We start from the raw sequence: 24,202 nt of genomic DNA on the forward strand, positions 1-24,202 counted from the left end.
CGTGCGCCTTCCGCCCCGCCGCCCCCGAAGGGCCGTCCACCACGCGAGTCCGCTCGACGCGTTTGCCGCCTTACGCGCATCGGGGCTTCGCCGCGCGCCTACCGCCCCACCGCCCCCGAAGGGCCGTCCACCGCGCGAGTCCGCTCGGCGCGTTTGCCGCTTTGCGCGCATCGGGCAAGCTGGGTGCATGCGGTCTCGATGGTTGTCGTTGCTGGTGGTGAGCGCGTTGGCACTCAGCGCATGCTCGAACTCCGATACCTCGTGGAAGAGCCCCGGCAGCGGTACCTCCGGAGGCCCCGCCGAAAGCAAGAAGATCCCGATCACCTCGCCGGCCGACGGCGCGAAGGATGTCTCCACGGCCCTCGACCTCGTCTTCAACGCCCCCGAGTCGGCCGAGGTGACCCTGAAGGACGCGTCCGGCGCGACCATCACGGGCAACGCGGTCGACCAGCAGCCGTCGAAGTCCGCCTCACCGGCCGGCCCGTCGGCGGAGGCGTCGTCCCCCGCGGCCGGCGGCGTGCACTGGGTGCCGGACAAACAGCTCAAATGGGCCACCGAGTACACCGCGACCGTGAAGGCCGACGGCGCCACCGGCGAGGTGAGGTTCACCACGATGGCCAAGCCCTCGAACCTGGTCCGGGTCACCAGCCAGGTCGGCGACAACCAGGTCGTCGGCGTCGGCATGCCGATGATCCTGAACTTCGCCAACGACGTGCCCAAGGACGCCCGGGCCGCGGTCCAGCGCCGGCTGTTCATGTCCTCCGACCCGCCGCAGGAGGGCAGCTGGAACTGGTTCAGCGCCAAGGAGGTGCACTACCGCCCGAAGGAGTACTGGCAGGCCGGCACCAAGCTGAAGCTGCGCGCCGCGCTGGGCGGGGTGTCGCTGGGCAACAAGTCGTACGCGCAGCAGGACCTCACCGTCGATGCCACCGTCGGCAAGAAGCTCATCATGGAAGCCGACAACGCGACGAAGAAGATGACCGTGACCGAGGACGGCGTGGTCCTCAAGACGATGCCGATCAGCCTCGGCAAGCCGAGCAACCCCTCGGACAGCGGCAACTTCATCGTGATGGTGAAGAACGAGTGGGAGTGGTTCGACTCCTCCACCTACGGCGTGCCCGTCGACTCCCCTGACGGCTACCGCACCAAGGTCCAGTTCCCGCAGCGCATCACGTGGAGCGGCCAGTACATCCACGCCGCCCCCTGGTCCGTCCCCGACCAGGGCAAGCGCAACGTCTCCCACGGCTGCGTCAACGTGAGCCTGGAGCTGGCCCAGTGGCTCTACGGCGTGACCCACATCGGCGACCCGGTGATCGTGAAGGGCACCGAAGAGCGCGTGAAGTACGGCGACGGCTGGACGGACTGGGAGCTCCCCTGGGACCAGTACGTGAAGGGCAGCGCCCTCTGATCTGCGATCGAAGCCCCCTCGGACACCGGCGCCCCTCCCCCTCGGAGGCGGCGCCGGTTCCCTGCTCCGGCACATGCACCTCCCTCCTCGACCGCCGCACTTGCACCGGCCGCGACTCTCCCGCCACTCCTACCCGACCGCCGCACTTCCGCCGCCCCGACCCTCCCGCCACCTTCTCGACCGCCGCACTTCCACCGGCCCCGACTCTCCCGCCGCCCCTTCCCGACCTCCCGCCTCGCCGGTCCCGGCGCCTCCGCGGCCCCCTTTCGGACGCGGCCCGTTTTGGCTGGCTGCGGGGTGACCTGGTAGCCTGATTCATCGCGCTAGGTGACGCGCCGTCGTGCCATGCGCTCAAGGAATCCAACCCGAGCTATCAAGACGAGGCTGTCGCGTGGCGAACATCAAGTCCCAGATCAAGCGCAACCGGCAGAACGAGAAGCGCCGCCTGCGCAACAAGTCGGTGAAGTCGTCGCTGAAGACGGCCATCCGCAAGTTCCACGAGGCGACCGCCGCCGGCGACAACGACACCGCCGCCGCGCTGCTCCGTGACGCTTCCCGCAAGCTGGACAAGGCCGCCAGCAAGGGCGTGATCCACAAGAACCAGGCCGCCAACCGCAAGTCGGCCATCACCAAGAAGCTGCACGGCCTGACCTCCGCCTGACCGGAGCAGCAGCAGCTCACGAGCCCTGCGGAAAGCGCCGCCCACCCAGGTGGAGCGGCGCTTTCGCCGTGCCCGGCCCCAGGACGGCACCGCCCTGGCCACACCGACGCGGCCAGGCCGAACATCCGCACCGCCACGGCCGCATCAACACGGCCAGCCCCACCCGGTCGGCGAGGGAGCCCAGCCTGCGCTCCCTGCCCGCCCGCGGGCGCGAACATCCGCGCCGCCGCACCGCCGCAGCGCACCCGGCCGCGCCCCACGGACCATCGGCTCCCACGCACGGCGCCCCCGAGCGCCGCACCGCACCGCACCGGGCCGCAGCTCAGCGAACTGCTGCGCCGCCAATCGCCCGCACCACCACCGGCCCGCCGCCCGCGAGACCCCGCGCCGCCCACCCACCGCACGGCCACACCGGCCCACCGCCCGTAAGACCCCGCACCGCCCACCCACCGCACGGCCGCACCGGACGTCGTTGCACCGCCCATCCGTCCCGCCGCCGCCACCAGCTCCCCGGCACCTGGGACCTCGCCCACCCTCGTCGCCGGCCGCGCCCCACCGCCGCCATCGCATCCCGCGGCACCTCAGCCCCCAGGTCGCGCCCCAGCTCACGCCTCCGCCGAGCAGCGCGCCGAAGCCCGGGAAGCCCCGAAGCCCCCGAGCACAAAAGTGGCCCTGGAACACCGGAGAGCCGAAGCCCGCCGATCCTCCAAGGCCACACCACCGACACTCACATGCCGGATAAATCGGATTTACCGGTTACATGCCGGCCCGCAACGGCGAGCCGGCGGCAGAAGCTTCAGGCGAACCGCCCCTGGTTGACCCCACCCGTACGCTGCCGAGCCAGCTCGTCATCCGACCGCCAGCCCCGATCCGCGTGCCGCCCCGAGCCGAAATGCCCCGACGTCACGTTGTCCGTCTCGTCCGACCGCCGCCGCCCGGGCGGAGGCGTCTGCGGCCGAGCGTGCCGCCCAGGCGTCTCCCGGTGCAGCGGCCGGGTGTCGTGCCCGTGGTTCTGCTCCTCGTCATGGCGCCGGTGCCCACCGGTGGACTCCCCCGACCGGTACGCCTCCCCGCGCGCCGCCAGATCGCGAGCCGCCTGCTGCGGCCCCGTGCTCTCCCCGGTGTAGTCCGAGACGTAGTCGGGCGCCCCCGGCTCCCACGCACCCCACGACGAGCCGGACCCGTACAGCGATCCGGACCCGTACGGCGAGCGCGTCGGCGTGCCCCAGGCCGCCTGGTCGGCGAACCCGGTCTCGTCGTCCCATTCGCCGGCGCCGGCCGCGGCCGAGTACTGCGCCCCGCGCCCGTACTCCCCGGCCTCCCACGCCGCCCGATCGCCCCACGCCGTCTCGTCGCCCCAGTTGGCCTGCGCCTGCGCGCTCGAGACGGCCGGGGCGGTCCACGCCGCCCGGTCGCCCCACGCGTCGGTCTCGGTCGGCCAGTCCATCGGCGCCGGATCGCGCACGGGCTCGGCGACGCTCGCGGCCGCCTGCTCCGCCCAAGGGTCCTGCGCCGGCTGGTCGCGCCAGCGGTTCTGCACCGGCTGGTCGCCGCGGCGATCCTGCGCCGGCCGGTCGCTCCACTCCGACGGGTGCAGGGGCCGCGACCGCTGGAACCCGTGCGAGTCGGTGTCGGTCCACTCCTCGCCGGCCGCCTCCAGCGCATGCGAAGCCGGGACCTCCGAGGCGTACGCAGGCTCCGGAGCATACGAAGCCGGGGCCTCCACCACGGGGACGGCAGCGTCGTCCGAGGCGGGCGAGATCCCGTAGCCGGCGTCGAGCACCTCCCGGTTCCCGTCGTCGTCGGCCGCGTGCCGGGACCCCGCGTCCTTCGGCGGCACGGAGATCTTGATGACCCCCACCTTCTTGCGCTGCGCCGGAGGCTCGACGGTCCGCGTCCGCACGGCCGGGGCCGTCGCGGGAGCGGCGGACGCCTCGGCGCCGGCGCGAGCCGCGGACGCGTCGGATCGACCGGCAGACGCGCCGGACCGGGCCGCGGACGCGTCGGAACCCGACCGAGCCGCCGTCCGCCCGGCGCGGGCGATCTCGGCGCGGTCGAGCGCGGTCGTGGTACGCCGGGGAACCGAGGCCGGCTCGCCGATGCGGTCATCCGGATCCACCCGAGTGGAGGACGCCCGATCGGGTGAACCCCGCTCCGCCTCGCGCGCCAATGCACGGGCGCGGCGGGACCCGCCGATGACCATGTCGTTGACCTTGACCATGATCGCCACGACGGCCGGCAGGACCGGGACCGCCCACCAGCTGACCAACTCGGCCAGCGCCAGCAGCACCCCGGCGGCGATCATGCACTCGAACAGCAGGAAACTCACGAACCCGCCCACGTGCAGGTGCCGAAGCCGCAGCGCACGGACATAGAGCGGAGCCTGCTGCGCGAACCCGTTGCTCGTCGTCATCGTCCTATTCCTCCACCGCGCGCAGCGACCACTGCGAACACCGCCCGCTCGAGGGCATAGCCGCGGTCATCCGATCCACCCTTCACGGCGGCGTTGCACTCTGCAGCCGCTCGCATGGCATCAACGAGCGCCTCGGCCGTCCAGCCACGGGCTTGGCGCTGCGCGCGTTCGACCTTCCACGGAGGCATTCCCAAACTCCCGGCGAGTTGGTATGCGCTGCCCTTGCCGGCGGAGGCCACCCGGGCGACCGTCCGGACCCCGTCGGCGATGGCGTCGGCGATCGGCACGGGGTCGACGCCGACGTGCAGCGCCCACCGCAGCGCCTCCAGCGCGCCGGCCGTGTCGCCGACCATCGCGGCGTCGGCGACGCTGAAGCCGGACACCTCGGCGCGGCCCTTGTAGTACTGCGCGACGATCTTGGCGTCGATCCGCCCGCCGGTGTCGGCGACGAGCTGCGAGCAGGCCGCGACGATCTCCCGCAGGTCGTTGCCGACCGCCGCGAGCAGCGCCTCGGCCGCGTCGTCGCCGATCTTGCCGCCCTGCCGCCGGATCTCGTTCTTGACGAAGTCGACCCGCTCGCGGTGCTTGCCGATCTTCGCGGCGGGCACGACGTCGGCGCCGGCCGCCTTCATGCCGTCGGCGAGCGCCTTGCCCTTGGCCCCGCCGGCGTGCGTGACCACGAGCACGACGTCGTCCTCGGGCGCCTTCGCGTAGGCGGTCAGCGCCGCCGAGACGTCCTTCTTCGCGTCCTGCCCGTCGAGCACGACGATGACGCGCCGCCCGCCGAACAGCGAGGGGCTCAGCATCTCGGCCAGCTCCCCGGCGACCAGCTCCCCGCCGGCCCGCTGCCGCACCTCCGTGTCGGGCTCCTCGGCACGGGCGGCGGCGATGGTCTCGGCGACGGCGCGGGAGACGAGCAGCTCCTCGTCGCCGATCACCAGGCGAAGGCGCGGAAGGTTCGACACGCGGCCCATCGTGTCACGCATCCCGGGCCGCGACCGCGAGGTGCCCGGAGCCGTCGCGCACGACGGCCAGGTCCCCCAGCTGATCGGTCCGCATGACCCGAGCCCCGTCCCGGGCCAGCGCCGCCATCAACGAGGGGTTCGGATGCCCGTAGTCGTTGCCCACCCCCACGCTGACCAGCGCCACGCGGGGCCGCACCGCCGCGAGGAACTCCGGCGCCTGATACGCGGAGCCGTGGTGCGCGACCTTCAGCACGTCGGCGCGCAGGTCCAGCCCGAGCAGACTGAGCTGCTCCTCGGTCTCCGCGTCGCCGGTGAGCAGGATCCGCAACCCGCCGGCCGAGACGGCCAGCACGAGCGAGTTGTTGTTCGGATCCGACCGGGTCCCGGTCACCGGACGCACCGGCCCGAGCACCTCGAGCCGCACCGCGCCCACCGTCAGCGCGGAGCCCGCCGGCGCCGCGACGGCGGGCATCCCGCGCGCGAGCACCGCCGAGCGGGCCCCGGCCGGTTCCGCGAACGCGGGCGCGAGCAGCCCGTCGACCTGCCGCCCGCGCAGCACCCCGTCGAGCCCGCCGACGTGGTCGACGTGGAAGTGGCTGATGACCAGCAACGGCACCCGCCGCACGCCGAGCCGCCGCAGACACCCGTCCACCGGGTCCGGGGCCGGTCCGGTGTCGACGACCACGGCCGCACCCGGACCGGCGGCGACGGCGAGCGCGTCGCCCTGCCCGACGTCGCAGGCCACGACGAGCCACCCGCGCGGCGGCCACGCGGCGGCGAGGAAGCGCACGGGCACGGCCCCGAGCACGACCGCCACGGCGGCGACGAGCACCCAGCGCCGCACGACGGGCCACCGGAACCCGGCCAGCAGCGCCGCGATGAGCGCCCCGAGCAGCAGCCCGCCGCCCGTCCCGCCGGGCCACGGCAGCAGCCCGGCCGGCACGTCGGCCCCGCGATGGGCGACGAACACGAGCCAGCGGGCCGGCCAGGAGGCGACCCAGGCGGCGAAGGCGGCCACGGACGGCAGCACCGGCGACAGTACCGCCGCCAGAAGCCCGGCGATCGTGGCCGGCGCGACCGCGGGCGCCGCGAGCAGGTTGGCCGGGATCGTGGTCAGGCTGACGCCGGCCGAGATCGCCGCGATCACCGGCGCGCACGCCGCCTGCGCCGCGGCCGGCACCGCGAGCGCCTCGGCCGCCACCCGCGGCCAGCCCCGCGCCCGCAGCGCCTCGGTCCAGCCCGGCGCGATGAGCACCAGGCCGCCGGTGGCCAGCACCGACAGCGCGAACCCGGCGTCCACGGCGAGCTCCGGGTCGACGACGACCAGCCCGAGCACCCCGGTGGCGAGCGCCGGCACCGCCGCCCGGGGCCGTCCGAGCGCGAGCGCGACGAGCGCCAGCCCGCCCATGGCCGCGGCCCGCAGCACGCTCGGCGAGGGCCGCACGAGCACCACGAACCCGGCCAGCGCGACCACGCACACGAGCGCGGCGACCCGCGGCCCGGCCCGGCACCACCGCACCAGGACGAGCACCAGCCCGACCACGATTGCCAGGTTCGCCCCGCTCACGGCGGTCAGGTGCGTGAGCCCGGTCGTCTTGAAGTCGTCGGCGAGCGCGGGATCGAGCCGGCTGGTGTCCCCGACGACGAGCCCCGGCAGCAACCCGCCCGGCTCGGCCGGCAGCCCCCGGCAGGCCCGCTGCAGCCCGGCGCGCAGCGACCCGGCCGCCCGCTGCACCCACGGCGCCCGTCCGAGCAGCTCCGGCGCCCCGTCGGCCGACAGCAGGGCGGCCCGCAGATCCCCGCCGTCCGGCGACGAGAGCCGGCCGGTGATCCGGACGTGCTGCCCCGGCAGCAGCCCCAGCCACCCGTGGTCGCTCGCGAGCACGAGCACGCGCGACGACAGCTCGACCCGGTCGCGTTCGAGCCCGATCCAGTCGAGCCGTGCCGGCACGATCACCGTCGCGCTCCGGCCGACGTGCGCCCGCCCGAGCCGCGGGTCGTCGGTGATCTCCAGGCCGGCGAGCACGGTCGCGTGCCGGGCGGCCAGACCCCGCAGCGGCTCGGCGTCGCGCTGCCCCACCCGCGCCGCCGTGGCCGCCGCGCCGCACGCCACCCCGGCCGCGACGGCGGCGACGACCCAGCGCGAGCCCCGGAACATCGCGACGACCACCAGCAGCGCGGCACCGGAAAGCCCCCAGCCCCACACCGCGGGCAGGAACAGCGCGCCGATCGCCGCGAACCAGCACCCCAGCGCCGCCCCCACCAGCCGCAGGTCGGCGCTCATACCGTGACCTTGTCCTTGAGCTGCGCGAACTTCGCGTCGCCGATGCCCTCGACGTGCCGCAGATCGGTGACCGCGCGAAACCCGCCGTGGGCCTCTCGGTATTCGACGATCCGCTGCGCCAGCACCTCGCCGATGCCGGGCAGCTTCTGCAGCTCGGCGGTGGAGGCGGTGTTGAGGTCCACCAGCCCGGAGCCCGGACCGGCGACCGGCGGGGCCGGCACCCCGACCGCGATCATCTCCCCGTCGACGACCTTGCGGGCCAGGTTGAGCCCGGTGGTGTCGGCCCCGGCCACGATCCCGCCGGCCGCCTCGACCGCGTCGGCGACCCGCGCCCCGGCGGGCAGCCGCACCAGCCCGGGCCGCGCCACCTTGCCGGTCACGGAGACGATGAGCACCGCCGGGGCCGACGACGGCCCGGCGACCGCCGACACGCCCACGGAGGGCGCCGCGGTCACGTGCGGCCGCGAGAACCACACCACCCCGGCCGAGACGCACGCCACGACTCCGGCTACCACGAGCAACACCCGGACCCCGCGCCGCCCCGGATCGAACGAGGAGGTCAGAGGTCTTCGGCGCTCCCGGAAGGTCTCGTCCCACGGATAGTCGTCATCGGGCTCGAGCGGCGTCACACGATCCATGCGCAGGAGGCTAGGCGCGCGACATCCGCGCTGCCGGCCCCCTGTGGATAACTCACGAAATCCTGTGGACGACCACCGCGACCATGCCCGGCCCGACGTGCGCCCCGACCACGGCGCCGACCTCGGTCAGGTACACCTCCCGCAGCCGCTCCCCGATGCGCTCCTTCAGCGTCGTGAGCAGCGCGTCCGCCCGATCCGGGGCGGCCAGATGATGCACCGCGACATCGACGTCAGAAGATCCCGCCGACTCGACCGCGATATCCACCAAACGCGCCAAAGCCCGGCTCGCCGTGCGCACCTTCTCCCGCACCACGACGCCCTCGGAGGTCGTGTGCAGGATCGGCTTCACCGACAGCGCGGTGCCCAGCAGCGCGGCCGCCGCCCCGATCCGCCCGCCGCGCCGGAGGAACTCGAGCGTGTCGACGTAGAACAGCGTGGTCGTACGCCCCGCTGCCGCCTCGGCCGCCGCGCGCACCTCGGCGAGCGTTCCCCCGCCCGCGGCCGCCTCGGCGGCGGCGAGCGCGGGGAAGCCGAGCCCCATCCCGGTCGACTCGGTGTCGATGACCTCGACCTTGCCGCCGAAGTCCGCGGCGGCAAGGGTCGCGGCGTCGTACGTGCCGGAGAGCCGCGCCGACAGGTGCACCGACAGCACGGCGTCCGCGCCGTCGTCGAGCAGCCTGCGGTACACCTCCGCGAACGCCTCCGGCGACGGCCTCGACGTGGTGACGGCGACCCGGCGCGCGCCCAGCGCCTCCGCGACCGTGGCGGAGTCGATGTCGGCGGTCTCCAGGCCCGGCACGCCGTTGACGACCACGGCGAGCGGCACGACGGTGAGCCGGCCACCGGTGGTGGCGGGCAGCGGCGGCAGATACGCGGTCGAGTCGGTGACCACGGCGACGGCGGGCTGCGGGCGGGTCATGACCGCACCGTAGCCGATCCCGGAAACGGCCAGAAGCCTAGTTCTCGACCCGGCTCACACGAAACGGCATTCCCTGCTGGCAGGTGGTCATCATGGTGGGCTCCGGCGTGCCGTAGACGGTCAGCGTCTTGCCGCTCTTCATCGACTCCCGGTCGCCGCCGAGCAGGAGGTAGGTCTCCTTCTCGGTGGTCAGCAGCACACAGCCGGGCTCGACGCCGTCCTTGACCGTGCCCCGCACCGAGACGAGCGGCTGGGCCGAGCCCGGGGTCAGCGACGGCCGGGCCGACGGGGCGTCCGACGACGGGGCGGGCGGCACGATGGACGGCGGCGGCGCCGTGACCGGCTCCGACGTCGAGCCGCACCCGGCGAGCCCGCCCAGCGCGAGCCCACCAGCGACGATCAGCGTTACAAACCTCATGACACCTTCGACGCTAGACCCGCCCGGACGGTTCCGGGCGGGAACGAGGACGGGTTCGCCGCCGATCAGGGCAGGTTGTGCGCGTCCAGCATCCACCCGCGCAACGGGTCGTGCCGCAGGTGGGTGCGGTGGCAGTTGTGCAGCGGGCCGAGCAGCGGGGCGTATTCCAGCGGCCATCCCAGCAGCGCCACGGTGGCGAACCGGGCCGCCGCGCCGTGCGTGGCGGCCACGACCACGGCGTCGGGCCCGGCCGCGTCGACCGCGTCCTGCAGCGCGGCGACCATGCGCTTCGCCACGGCGCCGAACTCCTCGACGCCGGCGTCGCCGACCTCCTCGCCGCGCCGCCACCGGGCGAACGCCTCGGGCCAGCGCGCGGTCGCCTCGGGGTGCGTGAGCCCCTCCCACTCCCCGAACCCGCGCTCGCGCAGCCGCGGATCGAGCGTGGGGGTCAGCCCCGTGGCCGCGGCCAGCGCGCCCGCCGTGGTGGCGGCGCGCTGCAGGTCACTGGAGACGAGCACGGCCGGCCGCAGGGCGGCGAGGCGCGGTGCGCTCTCGGCGGCCTGCTCGATGCCGAGGGCGGACAGCGGCGTGTCGGTCTGCCCCTGAAGCCGCCGGGCCGCGTTCCACTCCGTCTGACCGTGCCGCCACAGAACCAGCAGCGTCATGCGGTCGCGGGGAGATCGCGATCGACGAACTCGATCTGCGGGCAGTCCTTCCACAGCCGGTCGAGCGCGTAGAACTCGCGCTCCTCGGTGTGCTGGACATGCACCACGATGTCGACGTAGTCCAGCAGGACCCACCGCCCACCGCGCTCGCCCTCGCGGCGCACCGGCTTCGCCTTCTCCGGCAGCTGCACCAGCCGCTCCTCGATCGCGTCGACGATCGACAGGACCTGCCGCTCGTTCGGCGCCGAGGCGAGCAGGAACGCGTCGGTGATGACCAGCTGGTCGGCCACGTCGAGGATCACGATGTCCTCGGCCTTCTTGTCGGCGGCCGCCTGCGCGGCGGTGAGCGCCAGCTCGCGGGCACGCTCAGTGGCGGGCACCGGACTCCCTTCGTCGGACCACCCCGGCCAAGGTTCGCCGGGCTGGTTCCAGCCTCTCACGCAAGCACGACATTGTGCTCCTCAGATGTTTCCGACTTTTCGGTACAAACCCCGCTTTGCGATGTACTGCACCACCCCGTCGGGCACCAGATACCAGACCGGTTTGCCCTCGGCGACCCGCCGGCGGCACGCCGTGGAGGAGATCGCCATCGCCGGGACCTGCACCAGGCTCACCGTGTCGGCCGGCAGGTGCGACGCGTTCAGCTCGAACCCGGGCCGGGTCACGCCCACGAAGTGCGCGAGCTCGAACAGGTCGGATGCGTCCTTCCACGACAGGATCTTGCCGAGCGCGTCCGCGCCGGTGATGAAGAACAGCTCGGCATCGGCACCGTACGAGTCACGTAGGTCACGCAGCGTGTCCACGGTGTACGTGGGCCCGCCGCGGTCGATGTCGACGCGGCTGACCGTGAAGCGCGGGTTGGAGGCGGTGGCGATGACGGTCATGAGGTACCGGTCCTCGGCCGGACTGACCGTGAACTCGCTCTTCTGCCACGGCTGCCCGGTCGGGACGAACACGACCTCGTCCAGCCCGAACCGGTCGGCCACCTCGCTCGCGGCCACGAGGTGCCCGTGGTGGATCGGATCGAAGGTGCCGCCCATGATGCCAACACGCATCAGGGCATCGTAGTGATCGCTACGCCGGAGCCGGGACGTGTGCAGCATCACCCGAACGAGCGCGGCGGGTACGGCGAACACGGTCGGTAAGCGGTACGGTGACGCGCATGACGATGTCCCACCCGAAGGGCGACTTCGACAGCTCCCGCGCCGTGTGGCGCTCCGCGCCCGGCGACAGCCACGGCAGCCGCGTCGAGGTGGCGTTCGTCGACGACCTCATCGGCCTGCGCAACGGCGCCGACCCGGCCAGCCCCATCCTGGTCTTCACCCAGGACGAGTGGGACGCCTTCGTGGCGGGCGCCAAGGACGGCGAGTTCGACGTCTGAGCCGCCCCGCCCGCCCAGCCGAAGCGCTGCGTGCGCCCCGCGGAGGCCTGGCCGGCGGTTGCTGTAACCCGGCCTCGCGGGGCGCGCGCAGACGGCTTCTGGGCCCGCCGCAGCCCCGCCTTACACCAGCAGCGACCGGATCGGGGTCATCCGCTCCAGCCGCGGCGCGAGCGCGCGCAGCCGCAGCGCGAGCGTGACCGCCTCGAACGCCGCCTCCTCATCCCCGCCGGGGTCGCCGCCGAGGCGCTCGAGCACCTCGCCCCAGTCGAAGACCCGGCCCGGCCCGACGGCCACCGGCCGCCCGACCCGCTCCGCGACCGTCGCCGCCGTGACCAGCGAGTCGTCCGCGATCGCCGCCGCGATCCCGAGCCCGGCCACGTCCAGGTCACGGACCCCGGACACGACGGCGTCGACCAGCGTCGGCGCCGGCCGGTCGAAGGCCACCCAGGCGACCCACCGCGCCCCGGCCCCGATCCCGGCGCCGTCGTCCAGGGCCGGCACGACGGGCAGCGCCCCGCCGCCCGGCAGCGTCTCCACACACAGGTCGTCCGCCCGCCCGAACAGCGCGTCCGCCGCCGTCTCGGGCACCTCCCCGGCCACCAGGAGCCGGAACTGCCGCAGGCGCATCACGGCCGCCGCCCGCACGCCCGGTGCCGATGGGTGAACGCGTCGATCCGCCGCGCCACCCGGTCCGCCGCCGGCCCTCGCGGCACCGCCGCCGGGATGCCGAGCCAGCCGTGACACCCCGGGCACTCCAGCCGCAGCCAGGCCCGTTCCTCAGCGTTCTCGTCGTTCCACACAGGTTCCTCCCCCGCCGACGCCTCCCCGCCCCCACCAGCGAACACCAAAATCCCCCGCCCGGGAGGGGCCAGCAACGCCCCCTTGACATCTCCCGACCGCTGCTACTATGAGCCCCATGTCGTCGCGAACCGTCCGACAGAACAGCTGGCGCGCCCGCTGAGGGGCGGCCAGACTTCGCGCATCGCGACAACCCCACAGACCACCAGGGCCGCCCGGAATCCGGGCGGCTTTTCGGTGTGTGCGGACACCGCCCGGGCCCGGCGGCTCCCCCACCCAGGAGGAACGAGTCCCATGTCCGACCGCCGCATCTCCGGCTTCAAGCCCACCGGCCCGCTTCAGCTCGGCAACTACGTCGGGGCGATCCGCCCGGTGGTCGACGGCCAGGACCAGCCCACGATCGTGTTCGTCGCCGACCTGCACGCCATGACCGTCCCGGGCGATCCGCAGCGCCTGCGCGAGCTGTCGCTGCAGGTGGCCGGACTCCTGCTGGCCTCCGGCGTGGACCCGCGGCGCACCATCCTCTACCGCCAGTCGGACCTGCCCGCCCACGCCGAGCTGCACTACCTGCTGGAGTGCGTCGCGACCTACGGCGAGGCGCACCGCATGATCCAGTTCAAGGAGAAGGGCGGCGGCAGCGGGACCCGCCTGTCGCTGCTCACCTACCCGGTGCTCATGGCCGCGGACATCCTGCTGCACGACATCGCCGAGGTGCCCGTCGGCCGCGACCAGCGCCAGCACGTCGAGCTCACGCGCGACCTCGCGATGCGCTTCAACGAGCGCCACGGCCCCGTCTTCACCGTCCCGCGGGCCACGCACCCGGCGATCGCCGCGCGCCTGGCCGACCTCGCGGACCCGGCGGTGAAGATGGGCAAGACGAACGCGTCCAGCAACGGCGTGCTGTTCCTGCTCGACCCGCCGGACGTGCTCCGCCGCAAGATCATGCGGGCGGTCACCGACACGGCCGGCGAGGTCGCCTACGACCCCGAGAACCGGCCGGGCGTGTCGAACCTGCTGGAGCTGCTCGCCGTGGCCACCGGGGACGACCCGCGGCGGATCGCCTCCGGTCACACCGGCTACGGCGCGCTCAAGAGGGCCACCGCCGACGCGGTGATCGCCCTGCTGGAGCCGATCCAGCGCCGCTACCACGCCCTCAGCGAGGACGACATCGAGCAGGTCCTGGCCGCCGGGGCCGAGCGCGCCGCCGAACGCGCCGACGCGACCGTGGCCCGCACGAAGGCGGCCATGGGCCTCAGCAGCGCACGGCCCGCTCGCGCAGGTAGCCCAGCGACGCCGGAGACGGTGCCGGCGTCACGCTGAAGCGCGAGGGCCGGTACTCGATCTCCTCGAGCACGAGATCGGCCTCGACGAGCAGCGCCCACGGCACGTGGAACACCTTCTCGCCCGGCACGGACACGCCCACCAGATCCACGGCGGGCAGCAGCGCCGGCGTCCCGACCGCCCACTGGGCCGAGGTGAACGCCGTGCCGTCCGGCCGGGCGGTGAGGGTGGCGCCGGCCAGCCGCGGATCGCCCAGGGTGCGCCGCTGGTGCTCGGCGACGTCGACGGCGAGCCGCCGAGCGGCCCGCGCCGCGGCCGGATAGGCCGGATGCCCGCGCTCGGGCAGGAAGGGCACCACGCGGCCCTCGTCGTCGGTCGTGTACGCCATCGGCGAGAGCGGCCGCGGCGTGCGCGCGTACTCGTCCGCCGCGAGCTCGTACAACTGCTCGACCAGACGCGGCTCGTCGGCGCACACGAGCAGCATCAGCGTGCTGGGCAGGAACGCGACCGCCCGGCCGCCGACCTGCTCGTCGAGCTCGGCCAGCCAGCCCTCCAGCAGCACCCACGAGACCAGCTGCTCGCCGCCGTAGTCGGGCACGTGCAGGACCGAAGGCCCGAAGAACCCGGCCGACGAGGGCAGCTCCGCCCGGGCGAGCGTGCGGTGATGGGCCGCGGCGAAGATCGCCTCCGCGCTCACCCCCCAGCGGGCCGGGCTGTCGATGTCCAGCGGCACGTCCCCGGCGAGCACGACCTCGTCGAGGTGCGGCAGGGCGGGCCGGCGCAGCGTGCGGGTCCCGCGGGCGGCGTGGCGCAGGGCGAGGCGCAGCTCGGGCAGCGCCTCGGCGAAGCTGGCCGGCTGCACGGGCGGGGTGAGGCTGTGCGCCACGAACTCCCGCACGAACTGTTTGCGGTCGCCGGGTTTGCGCTGGTACTGCGAAAACGCCTTCGACAGGAAGAGAGTGCTGTACGCGTCCTGGCCACATTCGCAGACGATGGCGAACTGGGTCGGGCGGAATTCGGCGTCGGTGAACCCGAGTCTGCGCAGCTCGGCCAGGACCTGGTCGGCGAAGCGCTCCCGTGGTGAACGGGCCGGTCGGGTCAGCCGCTCGAGGATGCCCACCGAAGCGACACTAGCCTCAGCCGAGCTCCGACGCGATGGGCTCGGGGGCAATCACGAGTTTTTCGTAACAGAGGCTGAGCGGGCTGTGTACGTACGGCCCATACGGCGGAATCGGTCGGTAACCGGCTGATTCGTACAATCGGATCGACTCCGGCTGCCGTGCGCCGGTCTCGAGTCGGATGAACAGGTAGTGCGAGCCCGCGGCCAGGTCCTCCAGCAGGGCGAGCAGCCGCCGGGCGATCCCGTTGCCGCGGTAGGCCGGCCGCACGTACATCCGCTTGACCTCGACCGTCTGGTCGTCCAGCGGCTGGATCGCCCCGCACCCGGCGGCGACCCCGCCGACCGAGGCGAGCACGAACTTCGCGCGCGGGTCGAGCGGGAACCGGCGGGCCTGCGGGTCGCCGTAGCGGTGCGCGGTCTCGTCCGCCGCCAGCGTCACGAGCTCGGCAATGCCCGGGTCGGTCACCGCCCGGCGCATCACCGACAGGTCCCGCCCGGCCTCGTCGAAGCGCTTCTCGAAGCACCGGCTGCCCTCGTACTTCACGTACCGCCCGAACCGCGGGATCGGCCGGTAGCCGGCCCCCAGGAACAGCGCGATGGCCTCGGACGCGGTGACCCCCGCCTCCAGCCGCAGCACCCGGTGGCCGCGGGAGGCGGCGAGGTCCTCGAGCGCGGCGAGCATCCGGCGGCCGAGGCCGCGGCCCCGGTAGCCCGGGCGGACGTAGAGCCGGGTCACCTCGGCCGCGTCCAGGTCGATGGCGAGCAGCGCGCCGCAGGCCACGGCCTCCCCGCCGACGACCGCGACCAGGTAGCGGGCGGCCGGGTCGACCGAGTACACGTGGCCCTCCCGGCCACCGTCGCGCGCCCGCAGCTCGACCTGCTGGTCGACGACGAGCGCGATCACCTCCGAGTCGTCCGATGGACGTTGCTCGATCAACATGGAACGACGGTACGCACCCTCGATTTCCCCGATGTTTCACTCACCTGGCAAATCGCGTTGCGGAGCGGCTCAGAAGTCGTCGTCGTCGCCCGAAGCGGAACCTTCCAGCTCCTCGTAGGGGCGGCGGCGCGCGGCCCGCATGGCCTTGCGCTGAGCGGCCCCGACCCGCTGGTTCGGCTCCTCGAGGCGGTAGTCGGTGCCCCGGTTGCCGGGCACGAACTCCTCCTCGACGAAAAGGTTCGGCTGCCAATCGAATTCACGGGCGCCAATTCGAACCGGATCGCCGGGCTCGGCCCCGGCTTTCTTGAGCGCGGCCTCGACCCCGAGCCGGGCGAGCCGGTCGGCGAGGTATCCGACGGCCTCGTCGTTGTCGAAATTGGTCTGGCGCACCCAGCGCTCGGGCGCGCCGCCCTTGACCACGAACACGCCCTCGGCGTCGCGCTCGATGGTGAACCCGCTGTCGTCGACGGCCACGGGCCGCAGCACGATCCGGGTCCGCTCCGGCGCCGGCGCGGCCAGCCGGTGCTGCTTGACCAGCTCGGACATGGCGAACGTGAGCTCCCGCAGCCCCTCGTGGGTCACGGCGCTGACCTGGTGCACGGCGAACCCGCGCGCCTCGAGCTCGGGCCGCACGATGTCGGCGAGGTCCCGCCCGTCCGGAACGTCGATCTTGTTGAGCACGACGAGCCGCGGCCGGTCCTCGAGCCCCCCGTACGCCGCGAGCTCGGCCTCGATCGCGTCGATGTCCGACAGCGGGTCGCGCTCGGTCTCCAGCGCCGCGGTGTCCACGACGTGCACGAGCACGGCGGTGCGCTCGATGTGCCGCAGGAACTCCAGCCCGAGCCCCTTGCCGGTGGCCGCGCCCGGGATGAGCCCCGGCACGTCGGCCACGGTGAACGTCTCGTCGCCGGCCTGCACGACCCCGAGGTTCGGCACCAGCGTGGTGAACGGGTAGTCGGCGATCTTCGGCCGGGCCGCGGAGATGGCCGCGATCAGCGACGACTTGCCGGCGGAGGGGAACCCGACGAGCCCGACGTCGGCGACGCTCTTGAGCTCGAGCACGACGTCGAGCTGCTCGCCGGGCTCGCCGAGCTCGGCGAAGCCCGGGGCCTTGCGCCGCGTGCTGGCCAGCGAGGCGTTGCCACGCCCGCCGCGCCCGCCGCGGGCCAGCTCGAACTTGGTCCCGGCCCCGACGAGGTCGGCGATGACGTCGCCGTCGAGGGTCTGCACGACGGTGCCGTCGGGCACCCGCAGCTCGAGCGTCTCGCCGTTGGCCCCGTCGCGGTCGTTGCCGGCGCCGCCGTTGCCGTTGCGGGCCTTCTGGTGCGGGTGGAAGTGGAAGTCGAGCAGCGTGTGCACGCCGGGGTCGACGATGAGCGTGACGCTGCCGCCGTGGCCCCCGTCGCCGCCGTCGGGGCCGCCGAACGGCTTGAACTTCTCCCGGTGGATGGACACGCAGCCGTGACCGCCGTCGCCGGCCTTCACGTGCAGCACGGCCCGGTCAACGAACGAGGTCACCGCAGTTCACCCTTCCAACAAAAGATCCAAAGACAAAGATCATGACTCGAGTCCGCGGTGGTGCGGACCGTTCCTCCCGCGAGACACCGCTCGGCGCTGCGCGCCGTCGCTGCCAGGTCCGCGTTTGGTCACGCTGCCCCGAGCATCAGCCCGACGGGCGCGAGCACTCCTGAAACGCAGCAACGGCGGGCGAGGAGCGTTTATGCCCCTGCCCGCCGCCGGAAACCTGCGAGATCAGCCCTCGGCCGGAGTGATGCTGACCGTCTTGCGACCACGCTTGGTGCCGAAGGTCACGTGACCCGGAGCGAGCGCGAACAGCGTGTCGTCCCCGCCACGGCCGACGAGGTCGCCCGGGTGGAACTTGGTGCCGCGCTGACGGATGATGATCTCACCCGCGTTGACCAGCTGGCCGCCGAACCGCTTCACGCCGAGCCGCTGGGCGGCGGAGTCGCGCCCGTTCCGCGAGCTGGACGCACCCTTTTTGTGTGCCATCGCGCTTGCCTACTTCCCGGTGGAGATGCCGGTGACCTTCACCTGGGTCAGCGGCTGACGGTGACCCTGGCGCTTGTGGTAGCCGGTCTTGTTCTTGAACTTGTGGATCCGGATCTTCGGACCCTTGGTGTGCGCGACGACCTCAGCGGTCACCGCGGCGCTGGCAAGCTTGGACGCGTCGGTGATGAGATCCTCGCCGTCGACAAGCAGAACAGCGGAGAGCGTCAGCGCATCGCCCGGCTCGCCCGCGAGCTTCTCGACCTCGATCACATCGCCCTCGGCGACCTTGTACTGCTTGCCGCCGGTCTTGACGATCGCGTACATGGGACGCGGACTCCTGTCGTAGAGCTCTGGCGGGCTGGTCGGGATGTGTGCCGTAACAGGCACGCAAAAGACCTCGCGCACGAAAGTGCGCTCTAGGGAGAGTACGCCACGGGTGGCGTACTCCCCAAATCAGGGGCGGGTCCGGCGCCGGACGCCACCCCGGCGAGTGCGGCGACGGGCCCCGTTGCCCGACCCCTCGTCCTCGTCCTCGTCGATGTTGTCGGGGTCGTCGTCCGAGGCGATCGGCGTGAAGTCCGCCTCCTCGGGCGCGTCCGCCGCGGCCTGGACGGTCTCCTCCTCCGCCGGCGCCTCCTCGGCGACGGCGGTGGCCCCGCGACGACCCCGGCGACGGCCGCGCGGCGCGGGCGCGTCGGCCTCCTCGACCCCGCTGGTCACGCCGGGCGAGCTCGCGGCCGAGGCGACCTTGGCCACCGCGTGGTTGTGACCGTTGCCGCCGCCCCCACCGCCGCCGCCACGCTTCTCCGGGATCGGCTCGGTGTGGATGATCAGGCCGCGGCCCTTGCAGACCTCACAGGTCTCGCTGAAGGCCTCCAGCAGGCCCTGGCCGACCCGCTTGCGGGTCATCTGCACCAGGCCGAGCGAGGTGATCTCGGTGACCTGGTGCTTGGTCCGGTCCCGGCCCAGGCACTCGGTCAGCCGGCGCAGCACCAGCTCACGGTTGGACTCCAGCACCATGTCGATGAAGTCGATGACGATGATGCCGCCGAGGTCGCGCAGCCGGAGCTGGTGCACGATCTCCTCGGCCGCCTCCAGGTTGTTGCGGGTGACCGTCTCCTCGAGGTTGCCCCCGGCGCCGGTGTACTTGCCGGTGTTGACGTCGATGACGGTCATCGCCTCGGTGCGGTCGATGACCAGGCTGCCGCCGGAGGGCAGGAAGACCCGCCGGTCCAGCGCCTTGATCAGCTGCTCGTCGATGCGCAGGTCGGCGAAGACGTCCCCGGCACCGGCGTAGCGGTGCACCCGGTCGACGAGGTCGGGCGAGACGTGCGACAGGTAGGGCTCGACCGACTCGAAGGCCTCGTTGCCCTGGATGACCAGCTCGCGGAAGTCCTCGTTGAACAGGTCGCGCACGACCCGCACGACGAGCTCGGGCTCCTCGTAGAGCAGCGCCGGCGCGCTGCTGCCGCCGGACTTCTCCTGGATGGCCTCCCACTGCGCCTGCAGCCGCTTGACGTCGCGGGCGAGGTCGTCCTCGGAGGCGCCCTCGGCCGCGGTGCGCACGATCACGCCGGCGCCGTCGGGCACGAGGTTCTTGAGCACGTCCCGCAGCCGCTTGCGCTCCACGTCGGAGAGCTTGCGGCTGATGCCGGAGGCGTTGCCGTGCGGCACGTAGACCAGGTGCCGCCCGGACAGCGCGATGTGACTGGTGAGGCGGGCGCCCTTGGTGCCGATGGGGTCCTTGGTGACCTGCACGAGCACCGAGTCGCCGGACTTGAGCGCCTGCTCGATGGTGCGGGTTCGCCCCTCGAGCCCGGTGACGTCCCAGTTGACCTCGCCGGCGTAGAGCACCGCGTTGCGGCCCCGGCCGATGTCGACGAACGCCGCCTCCATGCTGGGCAGCACGTTCTGGACCCGGCCGAGGTAGACGTTGCCGACCATCGAGCTCGACGAGGCCCGGGTCACGTAGTGCTCGACGAGCACCTTGTCCTCGAGCACCGCGATCTGGGTGCGGTCGTTCTTCTGCCGGATGACCATCGTGCGGTCGACGGCCTCGCGGCGGGCCAGGAACTCCGACTCGCTGAGGATCGGCGGGCGGGTGCGGCGCTGCTCGCGGCCATCCCGGCGGCGCTGGCGCTTGGCCTCGAGCCGGGTCGAGCCGGAGACGCCCTGCACCTCGTCGCGCGCGGCGGAGCGCGGCTCGCGGATCTTGACGACCACGTGCGGGTCGTCGGCGGCCTCGGTGTCGGTCGAGCCCTTGCGCCGGCGGCGGCGCCGGCGGCGGGTCAGGCCCTCGCCGTCGTCCTCGCCCTCCTCGTCGGCGGACGCCTCCGCCTCCTCGTCGGCGGCGCCCTCCTCGCCCTCGGCCTCGGCGCCCTCTTCGCCCTCCTCGAGGTCGTCGACGCCGTTGCCGCGGCCCCGGCCGCGACCGCGCCGGCCCCGGCGGCGCCGACGGCGCCCGGTGCCCTCGAAGGCGTCCTCGTCCTCTTCTTCGTCCTCGTCGGTCTCGGCCTCGTCGGTCTCGACGGGCGCCTCGACGGCCTCGACCGGCGCCTCGGCCACGGCCTCCTCGGCGGCGGCCCGGCCCCGGCGGCGCCGGCGACCGCGGCCGACCGGCTCCTCCTCGGCGAGCTCCTCGTCCTCGGCGACCGGCTCGGGCGCGGGCCGCTCGGCCCGGACCGGCGCGGCCTGCTCGCTGGGCGGCATGAACAGCAGCTGCACGGGCGCGGCGCGGCGGCCCCGGCGCGCCGGGGGCTCCTCCACGACCAGGGGCTCGAGCTCCTCGGGCGTGTCGGCGTCCTGCTCGGCGTCCTCGGACGCGAGCTCCTCGCCCAGCGGCTCCTCGGCCTCGGCGACCGGCAGCGGCTCGGCCTCGGCGAGCGCCTCAGCCTCGGCGAGAGGCTCGGCGGGAAGTTCGGCGGCGGGCTCCGCAAGCGGCTCCGGCTCCGGCTCGACGACCTTGGTGCGGGTCCGCCGGGCCCGGGTGGCCTTGACGGGCGCGGGCGGCGGTTCGTCCAGCGGCAGCGCCTGCTGCCCGGACTCGCCGGAATCGCCGGGTTCGGCGGCTTCGGTAGCTTCGGGGGCCGGCGCCACCTTCCGCCGGCGGCGGGTGGGCGCGGGGGCCGGCTCCTCGGCGGGAGCCGCGGCCGCGGGGGTCTCGGGGGAATCCGCCGCGGGCGCCTCGGCGGAGGCGGCCGCGGTGGCCTTGGTGGTCCGGCGCCGCGTGCGCCGGACGGGGGCGGTGGTCTCGTCTTCGCTGGCTGCGGCAGCAGCCACCGGCTCGTCGCCGGTGGTCTCGCCGCTCGCCGACTTGTTGTCGAACATGCGGACGTTCTCCAGTTCTGGCGCTCCCGGGCGCGTAGCAACGCAGCCACACGGGGGCACCGCATATATGTTGTGCCGGCGGAGGTATCCGCTCGCACGGACGATCCGCCGAAAGTCTGCCAACCTCGTGCCCGGCGATCGGCGGCCCGCCACTTTGGCGGATCGCCGTCGTCTACTGCGACGAAGTCCCTACGACGGCCGCCGGCCGATCCCCGTCGCCGGACTGGGCGAGCGGATCGACGAGTTCACCCTGCTCGGTCAGCACTCCCTGAGCCAGTCGGGTCGCACGGGGCGGAACCGGCGGCTCCAGGTCGGCCACAACGCGCAGACCGGACAGCACATCGTCGGGTCGCACGGTCGGGGTCACCTGCCGCACGACAAGGTCGAGTATCGCACACGGTATGTCGGCGACCTCGGAAGGTAGGTCACCAATGGTGGAATCCGACAGAATTTCAAGATCAGAGGCGTCGAGACGGACCACCGCGGCCCGCGTGTCGAAGGTCCGCCGGCCCTGCTTCGTGAGCCGGTCGACGAGCACCTCGGGCGCGTCGAGGAAGGTGCGGACGGCGGCGGCGGCGTCCGCTCCGGAGATGCCGGGCAGCTCGATGCGCCAGGTCGACGCGTCGATGCGGTCGGCGAGGCTGCCCCCGCCGGTGAGCGGCGACTCGACCGCCTCCAGCACGTCGAGGCCGGGCGAGAGGGCCGCGTCGAGGGCCCGGCGCAGCTCGTCCGGGTCGACCACGGCCCGCAGGCCGATCTCCAGATACTCCGCCTCGCTGGCCACTCCGGTCGGCGCGGCGGAGGCGTAGGAGACCTTCGGGTGCGGGGTGAAGCCCTGCGAGTAGGCGATGGGCACGTTGGCCCGCAGCAGCGCCCGCTCGAACGCGCGCGCGAAGTCCCGGTGGGAGGTGAACCGCAGCGGGCCCCGCTTGGCGTAGCGCAGCCGGATCCGCTGCACCACCGGGTCCTGGTTGGCCTCAGGCTGCCGCTTAGCCATGCGTGTGCCCGATCCCGGCTCCGGCCCCCGGCACGCGCAGCCCGCCGACCGGCGTGAGCGGGAGCAGCTTGCGCCCGGTCGGGCCGATCTGGATCTCGGTGTCCTGGCTGGGGCACACGCCACAGTCGAAGCACGGGGTCCAGCGGCAGTCGTCCTGCTCGTAGCCGGTCAGGGCGTCCTGCCAGTCCTGCCAGAGCCAGTCCTTGTCGAGGCCCGAGTCGAGGTGGTCCCAGGGCAGGACCTCGTGCTGCTCGCGCTCGCGGGTGGTGTACCAGGCCAGGTCGACGCCGTAGGCCGGCAGCACCTCCGCCGCCGCGTCGACCCAGCGCCGGAAGGAGAAGTGCTCCGACCAGCCGTCGAAGCGCCCGCCGTTCTCCCAGACCCGCCGGATGACCGCCCCGACGCGCCGGTCGCCCCGGCTGAGCAGGCCCTCGACCTGGGAGGGCTCGCCGTCGTGGTACCGGTAGCCGATCGCCTTGCCCAGCGAGCGGTCCGAGTTGATGGCCTCCTTGAGCGCCTTGAGCCGCCGGTCGATGACCTCCGGCTCCTCCATCGGCGCCCACTGGAACGGGGTGTGCGGCTTGGGCACGAACCCGCCGATGGACACCGTGCAGCGGATGTCCCGCGAGCCGGTGGCCGCGCGCCCGGAGCGGATGACCTCGTGCGCGAGCTTGGCGATCTGCAGCACGTCGTCGTCGGTCTCGGTGGGCAGACCGCACATGAAGTACAGCTTCACCTGCCGCCACCCGTTGGTGTAGGCGGTGACGACGGTCCGGATCAGGTCCTCCTCGGTGACCATCTTGTTGATCACCTGGCGGATCCGCTCCGAGCCGCCCTCGGGCGCGAAGGTGAGCCCGGTGCGCCGCCCGTTGCGGGACAGCTCCTGGGCGAGCGTCACGTTGAACGCGTCCACCCGGGTGGAGGGCAGCGACAGCGAGACGTTCGTGCCCTCGTACTGCTGCGCCAGCCCCGAGCACATGTCGCCGATCTCGGAGTGGTCGGCCGAGGACAGCGAGAGCAGCCCGACCTCGTGGAAGCCGGAGAACTCGAGCCCCTCCTTGACCATCTGCCCCACGGTCGTGATGCTGCGCTCACGGACGGGCCGCGTGATCATGCCGGCCTGGCAGAAGCGGCACCCGCGCGTGCAGCCGCGGAAGATCTCCACCGCGTAGCGCTCGTGCACCGTCTCGGCCAGCGGCACCAGGGGCTTCTTCGGATACGGCCAGGCGTCGAGGTCCATCGTGGTGCGCTTGTGCACGCGGAAGGGCACGTCGGCGCGGTTGGGCACGACCCGCTGGATGCGCCCGTCGGCCAGGTAGTCCACGTCGTAGAAGCGCGGCACGTAGACCGACTCGGTGCGGGCCAGCCGCAGCAGCAGCTCGTCGCGGCCGCCGGGCTCCCCCTCCGCCTTCCACGCGCGGACGATGGCGGTGATCTCGAGCACCGCCTCCTCGCCGTCGCCGAGCACGGCGGCGTCGATGAAGTCGGCGATCGGCTCCGGGTTGAAGGCCGCGTGGCCGCCGGCGACCACGATCGGGTGCCGGGCATCCCGCTCGCGCGCGTCGAGCGGAATGCCGGCCAGGTCGAGCATGGTGAGCAGGTTGGTGTAGCCGAGCTCGGTGGAGAACGAGACGCCGAAGAGGTCGAACGCGGTGACCGGCCGGTGCGCGTCCACGGTGAACTGCGGCACGCCCTCGGAGCGCATGAGCTGCTCGAGGTCGGGCCAGACCGCGTAGGTGCGCTCGGCGAGCACGTCGGGCTGCTCGTTGAGCACCTCGTAGAGGATCTGCACGCCCTGGTTGGGCAGGCCGACCTCGTAGGCGTCCGGGTAGGACAGCACCCAGCGGACGGCGACCGAGTCCCAGTCCTTCACGACCGCGCCGAGCTCACCGCCGACGTACTGGATCGGCTTGCTGATCCGCGGCAGCAGTCGCTCGAGTTGGGGGAAGACGCTCGTCACACTCACGGAATACCAGA

23 protein-coding genes are annotated in these 24,202 nt (G+C 73.3%); 4 read left to right on the forward strand and 19 right to left on the reverse strand.

What is annotated here, in order from left to right:
• Window positions 1-187 precede the first annotated feature (187 nt).
• On the forward strand, window positions 188-1,408 hold the full coding sequence (locus tag ACQP2P_RS40705) for an Ig-like domain-containing protein (protein ID WP_433610266.1): 1,221 nt from the start codon (window positions 188-190) through the stop codon (window positions 1,406-1,408).
• Window positions 1,409-1,799: 391 nt separating this feature from the next.
• Window positions 1,800-2,069, forward strand: coding sequence for a 30S ribosomal protein S20 (gene rpsT / locus ACQP2P_RS40710; protein ID WP_433080116.1), 270 nt, complete (start codon window positions 1,800-1,802; stop codon window positions 2,067-2,069).
• A gap of 796 nt (window positions 2,070-2,865) precedes the next feature.
• Here rpsT and ACQP2P_RS40715 read toward each other — a convergent pair.
• From ACQP2P_RS40715 to nadD, 9 genes are all read right to left on the reverse strand, one after another.
• Complete coding sequence (locus ACQP2P_RS40715) at window positions 2,866-4,482, reverse strand: hypothetical protein (protein WP_433610268.1); 1,617 nt, start codon at window positions 4,480-4,482, stop codon at window positions 2,866-2,868.
• Entirely contained in the window at window positions 4,479-5,456 is a 978-nt protein-coding gene (holA, locus tag ACQP2P_RS40720) for a DNA polymerase III subunit delta (protein WP_433619476.1), read from the reverse strand. Before holA ends, ACQP2P_RS40715 begins: the two co-directional genes overlap by 4 nt.
• A gap of 4 nt (window positions 5,457-5,460) precedes the next feature.
• Window positions 5,461-7,731 (reverse strand): ComEC/Rec2 family competence protein, encoded by a 2,271-nt coding sequence (locus ACQP2P_RS40725; protein WP_433610270.1) that lies wholly within the window; start codon window positions 7,729-7,731, stop codon window positions 5,461-5,463.
• Window positions 7,728-8,369 carry a helix-hairpin-helix domain-containing protein gene (locus tag ACQP2P_RS40730; protein WP_433610272.1) on the reverse strand — a complete coding sequence of 214 codons (642 nt, stop codon included), beginning with the start codon at window positions 8,367-8,369 and terminating at the stop codon, window positions 7,728-7,730. The genes ACQP2P_RS40725 and ACQP2P_RS40730 overlap by 4 nt, the downstream gene beginning before the upstream one ends.
• Window positions 8,370-8,421: 52 nt before the next feature.
• Entirely contained in the window at window positions 8,422-9,288 is an 867-nt protein-coding gene (locus ACQP2P_RS40735; protein ID WP_433610274.1) for a DegV family protein, read from the reverse strand.
• A gap of 37 nt (window positions 9,289-9,325) precedes the next feature.
• Window positions 9,326-9,706 (reverse strand): hypothetical protein, encoded by a 381-nt coding sequence (locus ACQP2P_RS40740; RefSeq protein WP_433610276.1) that lies wholly within the window; start codon window positions 9,704-9,706, stop codon window positions 9,326-9,328.
• 65 nt (window positions 9,707-9,771) lie between these two features.
• Window positions 9,772-10,371 carry a histidine phosphatase family protein gene (locus ACQP2P_RS40745; RefSeq protein ID WP_433610278.1) on the reverse strand — a complete coding sequence of 200 codons (600 nt, stop codon included), beginning with the start codon at window positions 10,369-10,371 and terminating at the stop codon, window positions 9,772-9,774.
• Complete coding sequence (gene rsfS, locus ACQP2P_RS40750; protein ID WP_433080130.1) at window positions 10,368-10,751, reverse strand: RsfS/YbeB/iojap family protein; 384 nt, start codon at window positions 10,749-10,751, stop codon at window positions 10,368-10,370. The genes ACQP2P_RS40745 and rsfS overlap by 4 nt, the downstream gene beginning before the upstream one ends.
• Before the next feature lie 81 nt (window positions 10,752-10,832).
• A complete protein-coding gene (gene nadD / locus ACQP2P_RS40755) occupies window positions 10,833-11,411 on the reverse strand; it encodes a nicotinate-nucleotide adenylyltransferase (RefSeq protein ID WP_433619478.1) in 579 nt (192 codons plus the stop codon).
• A gap of 128 nt (window positions 11,412-11,539) precedes the next feature.
• Here nadD and ACQP2P_RS40760 point away from each other — a divergent pair, with 128 nt between their 5' ends.
• Entirely contained in the window at window positions 11,540-11,752 is a 213-nt protein-coding gene (locus ACQP2P_RS40760) for a DUF397 domain-containing protein (RefSeq protein WP_433090347.1), read from the forward strand.
• 120 nt (window positions 11,753-11,872) lie between these two features.
• On the opposite strand, the gene ACQP2P_RS40765 is transcribed toward ACQP2P_RS40760, so the two are convergent.
• Window positions 11,873-12,382 carry a hypothetical protein gene (locus ACQP2P_RS40765; RefSeq protein ID WP_433610280.1) on the reverse strand — a complete coding sequence of 170 codons (510 nt, stop codon included), beginning with the start codon at window positions 12,380-12,382 and terminating at the stop codon, window positions 11,873-11,875.
• Entirely contained in the window at window positions 12,379-12,552 is a 174-nt protein-coding gene (locus ACQP2P_RS40770) for a hypothetical protein (protein WP_433610282.1), read from the reverse strand. Before ACQP2P_RS40770 ends, ACQP2P_RS40765 begins: the two co-directional genes overlap by 4 nt.
• Before the next feature lie 292 nt (window positions 12,553-12,844).
• Between ACQP2P_RS40770 and trpS the strand changes: the two genes are divergently transcribed.
• Window positions 12,845-13,870 (forward strand): tryptophan--tRNA ligase, encoded by a 1,026-nt coding sequence (gene trpS, locus ACQP2P_RS40775; RefSeq protein WP_433610284.1) that lies wholly within the window; start codon window positions 12,845-12,847, stop codon window positions 13,868-13,870.
• Here trpS and ACQP2P_RS40780 read toward each other — a convergent pair.
• From ACQP2P_RS40780 to ACQP2P_RS40815, 8 genes are all read right to left on the reverse strand, one after another.
• On the reverse strand, window positions 13,803-14,951 hold the full coding sequence (locus ACQP2P_RS40780; protein WP_433610286.1) for a hypothetical protein: 1,149 nt from the start codon (window positions 14,949-14,951) through the stop codon (window positions 13,803-13,805). The two genes, trpS and ACQP2P_RS40780, sit on opposite strands and share 68 nt — an antisense overlap.
• A 16-nt stretch (window positions 14,952-14,967) precedes the next feature.
• Window positions 14,968-15,891 carry a GNAT family N-acetyltransferase gene (locus ACQP2P_RS40785; protein ID WP_433610288.1) on the reverse strand — a complete coding sequence of 308 codons (924 nt, stop codon included), beginning with the start codon at window positions 15,889-15,891 and terminating at the stop codon, window positions 14,968-14,970.
• A 69-nt stretch (window positions 15,892-15,960) separates the two neighbouring features.
• Window positions 15,961-17,409: a GTPase ObgE gene (obgE, locus tag ACQP2P_RS40790; RefSeq protein ID WP_433610290.1), complete on the reverse strand. Its 1,449-nt coding sequence runs from the start codon at window positions 17,407-17,409 to the stop codon at window positions 15,961-15,963.
• 234 nt (window positions 17,410-17,643) lie between these two features.
• Window positions 17,644-17,901, reverse strand: a complete 258-nt coding sequence (gene rpmA / locus ACQP2P_RS40795; RefSeq protein WP_433080144.1) for a 50S ribosomal protein L27 — start codon at window positions 17,899-17,901, stop codon at window positions 17,644-17,646.
• 9 nt (window positions 17,902-17,910) lie between these two features.
• Window positions 17,911-18,225, reverse strand: coding sequence for a 50S ribosomal protein L21 (gene rplU / locus ACQP2P_RS40800; RefSeq protein WP_433610292.1), 315 nt, complete (start codon window positions 18,223-18,225; stop codon window positions 17,911-17,913).
• A 129-nt stretch (window positions 18,226-18,354) separates the two neighbouring features.
• Entirely contained in the window at window positions 18,355-21,228 is a 2,874-nt protein-coding gene (locus tag ACQP2P_RS40805; protein ID WP_433610294.1) for an Rne/Rng family ribonuclease, read from the reverse strand.
• Between the two features lie 172 nt (window positions 21,229-21,400).
• Window positions 21,401-22,147: a TIGR03936 family radical SAM-associated protein gene (locus ACQP2P_RS40810; RefSeq protein WP_433619480.1), complete on the reverse strand. Its 747-nt coding sequence runs from the start codon at window positions 22,145-22,147 to the stop codon at window positions 21,401-21,403.
• Between the two features lie 70 nt (window positions 22,148-22,217).
• Window positions 22,218-24,191, reverse strand: coding sequence for a TIGR03960 family B12-binding radical SAM protein (locus ACQP2P_RS40815; protein ID WP_433610296.1), 1,974 nt, complete (start codon window positions 24,189-24,191; stop codon window positions 22,218-22,220).
• Between the last annotated feature and the right edge of the window lie 11 nt (window positions 24,192-24,202).

Source organism: Dactylosporangium sp. CA-139114, from assembly GCF_050955725.1.
In the GTDB taxonomy this organism is placed as follows: Bacteria; Actinomycetota; Actinomycetes; order Mycobacteriales; family Micromonosporaceae; genus Dactylosporangium.

Bases quoted from the DNA above. Each gene is read 5' to 3' on its own strand.
- ACQP2P_RS40705 (WP_433610266.1), top strand. From the start codon at position 188: ATGCGGTCTCGATGGTTGTCGTTGCTGGTGGTGAGCGCGTTGGCACTC.
- ACQP2P_RS40715 (WP_433610268.1), bottom strand. From the start codon at position 4,482: ATGACGACGAGCAACGGGTTCGCGCAGCAGGCTCCGCTCTATGTCCGT.
- holA (WP_433619476.1), bottom strand. From the start codon at position 5,456: ATGGGCCGCGTGTCGAACCTTCCGCGCCTTCGCCTGGTGATCGGCGAC.
- ACQP2P_RS40725 (WP_433610270.1), bottom strand. From the start codon at position 7,731: ATGAGCGCCGACCTGCGGCTGGTGGGGGCGGCGCTGGGGTGCTGGTTC.
- ACQP2P_RS40730 (WP_433610272.1), bottom strand. From the start codon at position 8,369: ATGGATCGTGTGACGCCGCTCGAGCCCGATGACGACTATCCGTGGGAC.
- ACQP2P_RS40735 (WP_433610274.1), bottom strand. From the start codon at position 9,288: ATGACCCGCCCGCAGCCCGCCGTCGCCGTGGTCACCGACTCGACCGCG.
- ACQP2P_RS40740 (WP_433610276.1), bottom strand. From the start codon at position 9,706: ATGAGGTTTGTAACGCTGATCGTCGCTGGTGGGCTCGCGCTGGGCGGG.
- ACQP2P_RS40745 (WP_433610278.1), bottom strand. From the start codon at position 10,371: ATGACGCTGCTGGTTCTGTGGCGGCACGGTCAGACGGAGTGGAACGCG.
- nadD (WP_433619478.1), bottom strand. From the start codon at position 11,411: ATGGGCGGCACCTTCGATCCGATCCACCACGGGCACCTCGTGGCCGCG.
- ACQP2P_RS40760 (WP_433090347.1), top strand. From the start codon at position 11,540: ATGTCCCACCCGAAGGGCGACTTCGACAGCTCCCGCGCCGTGTGGCGC.
- trpS (WP_433610284.1), top strand. From the start codon at position 12,845: ATGTCCGACCGCCGCATCTCCGGCTTCAAGCCCACCGGCCCGCTTCAG.
- ACQP2P_RS40785 (WP_433610288.1), bottom strand. From the start codon at position 15,891: ATGTTGATCGAGCAACGTCCATCGGACGACTCGGAGGTGATCGCGCTC.
- rpmA (WP_433080144.1), bottom strand. From the start codon at position 17,901: ATGGCACACAAAAAGGGTGCGTCCAGCTCGCGGAACGGGCGCGACTCC.
- rplU (WP_433610292.1), bottom strand. From the start codon at position 18,225: ATGTACGCGATCGTCAAGACCGGCGGCAAGCAGTACAAGGTCGCCGAG.
- ACQP2P_RS40805 (WP_433610294.1), bottom strand. From the start codon at position 21,228: ATGTTCGACAACAAGTCGGCGAGCGGCGAGACCACCGGCGACGAGCCG.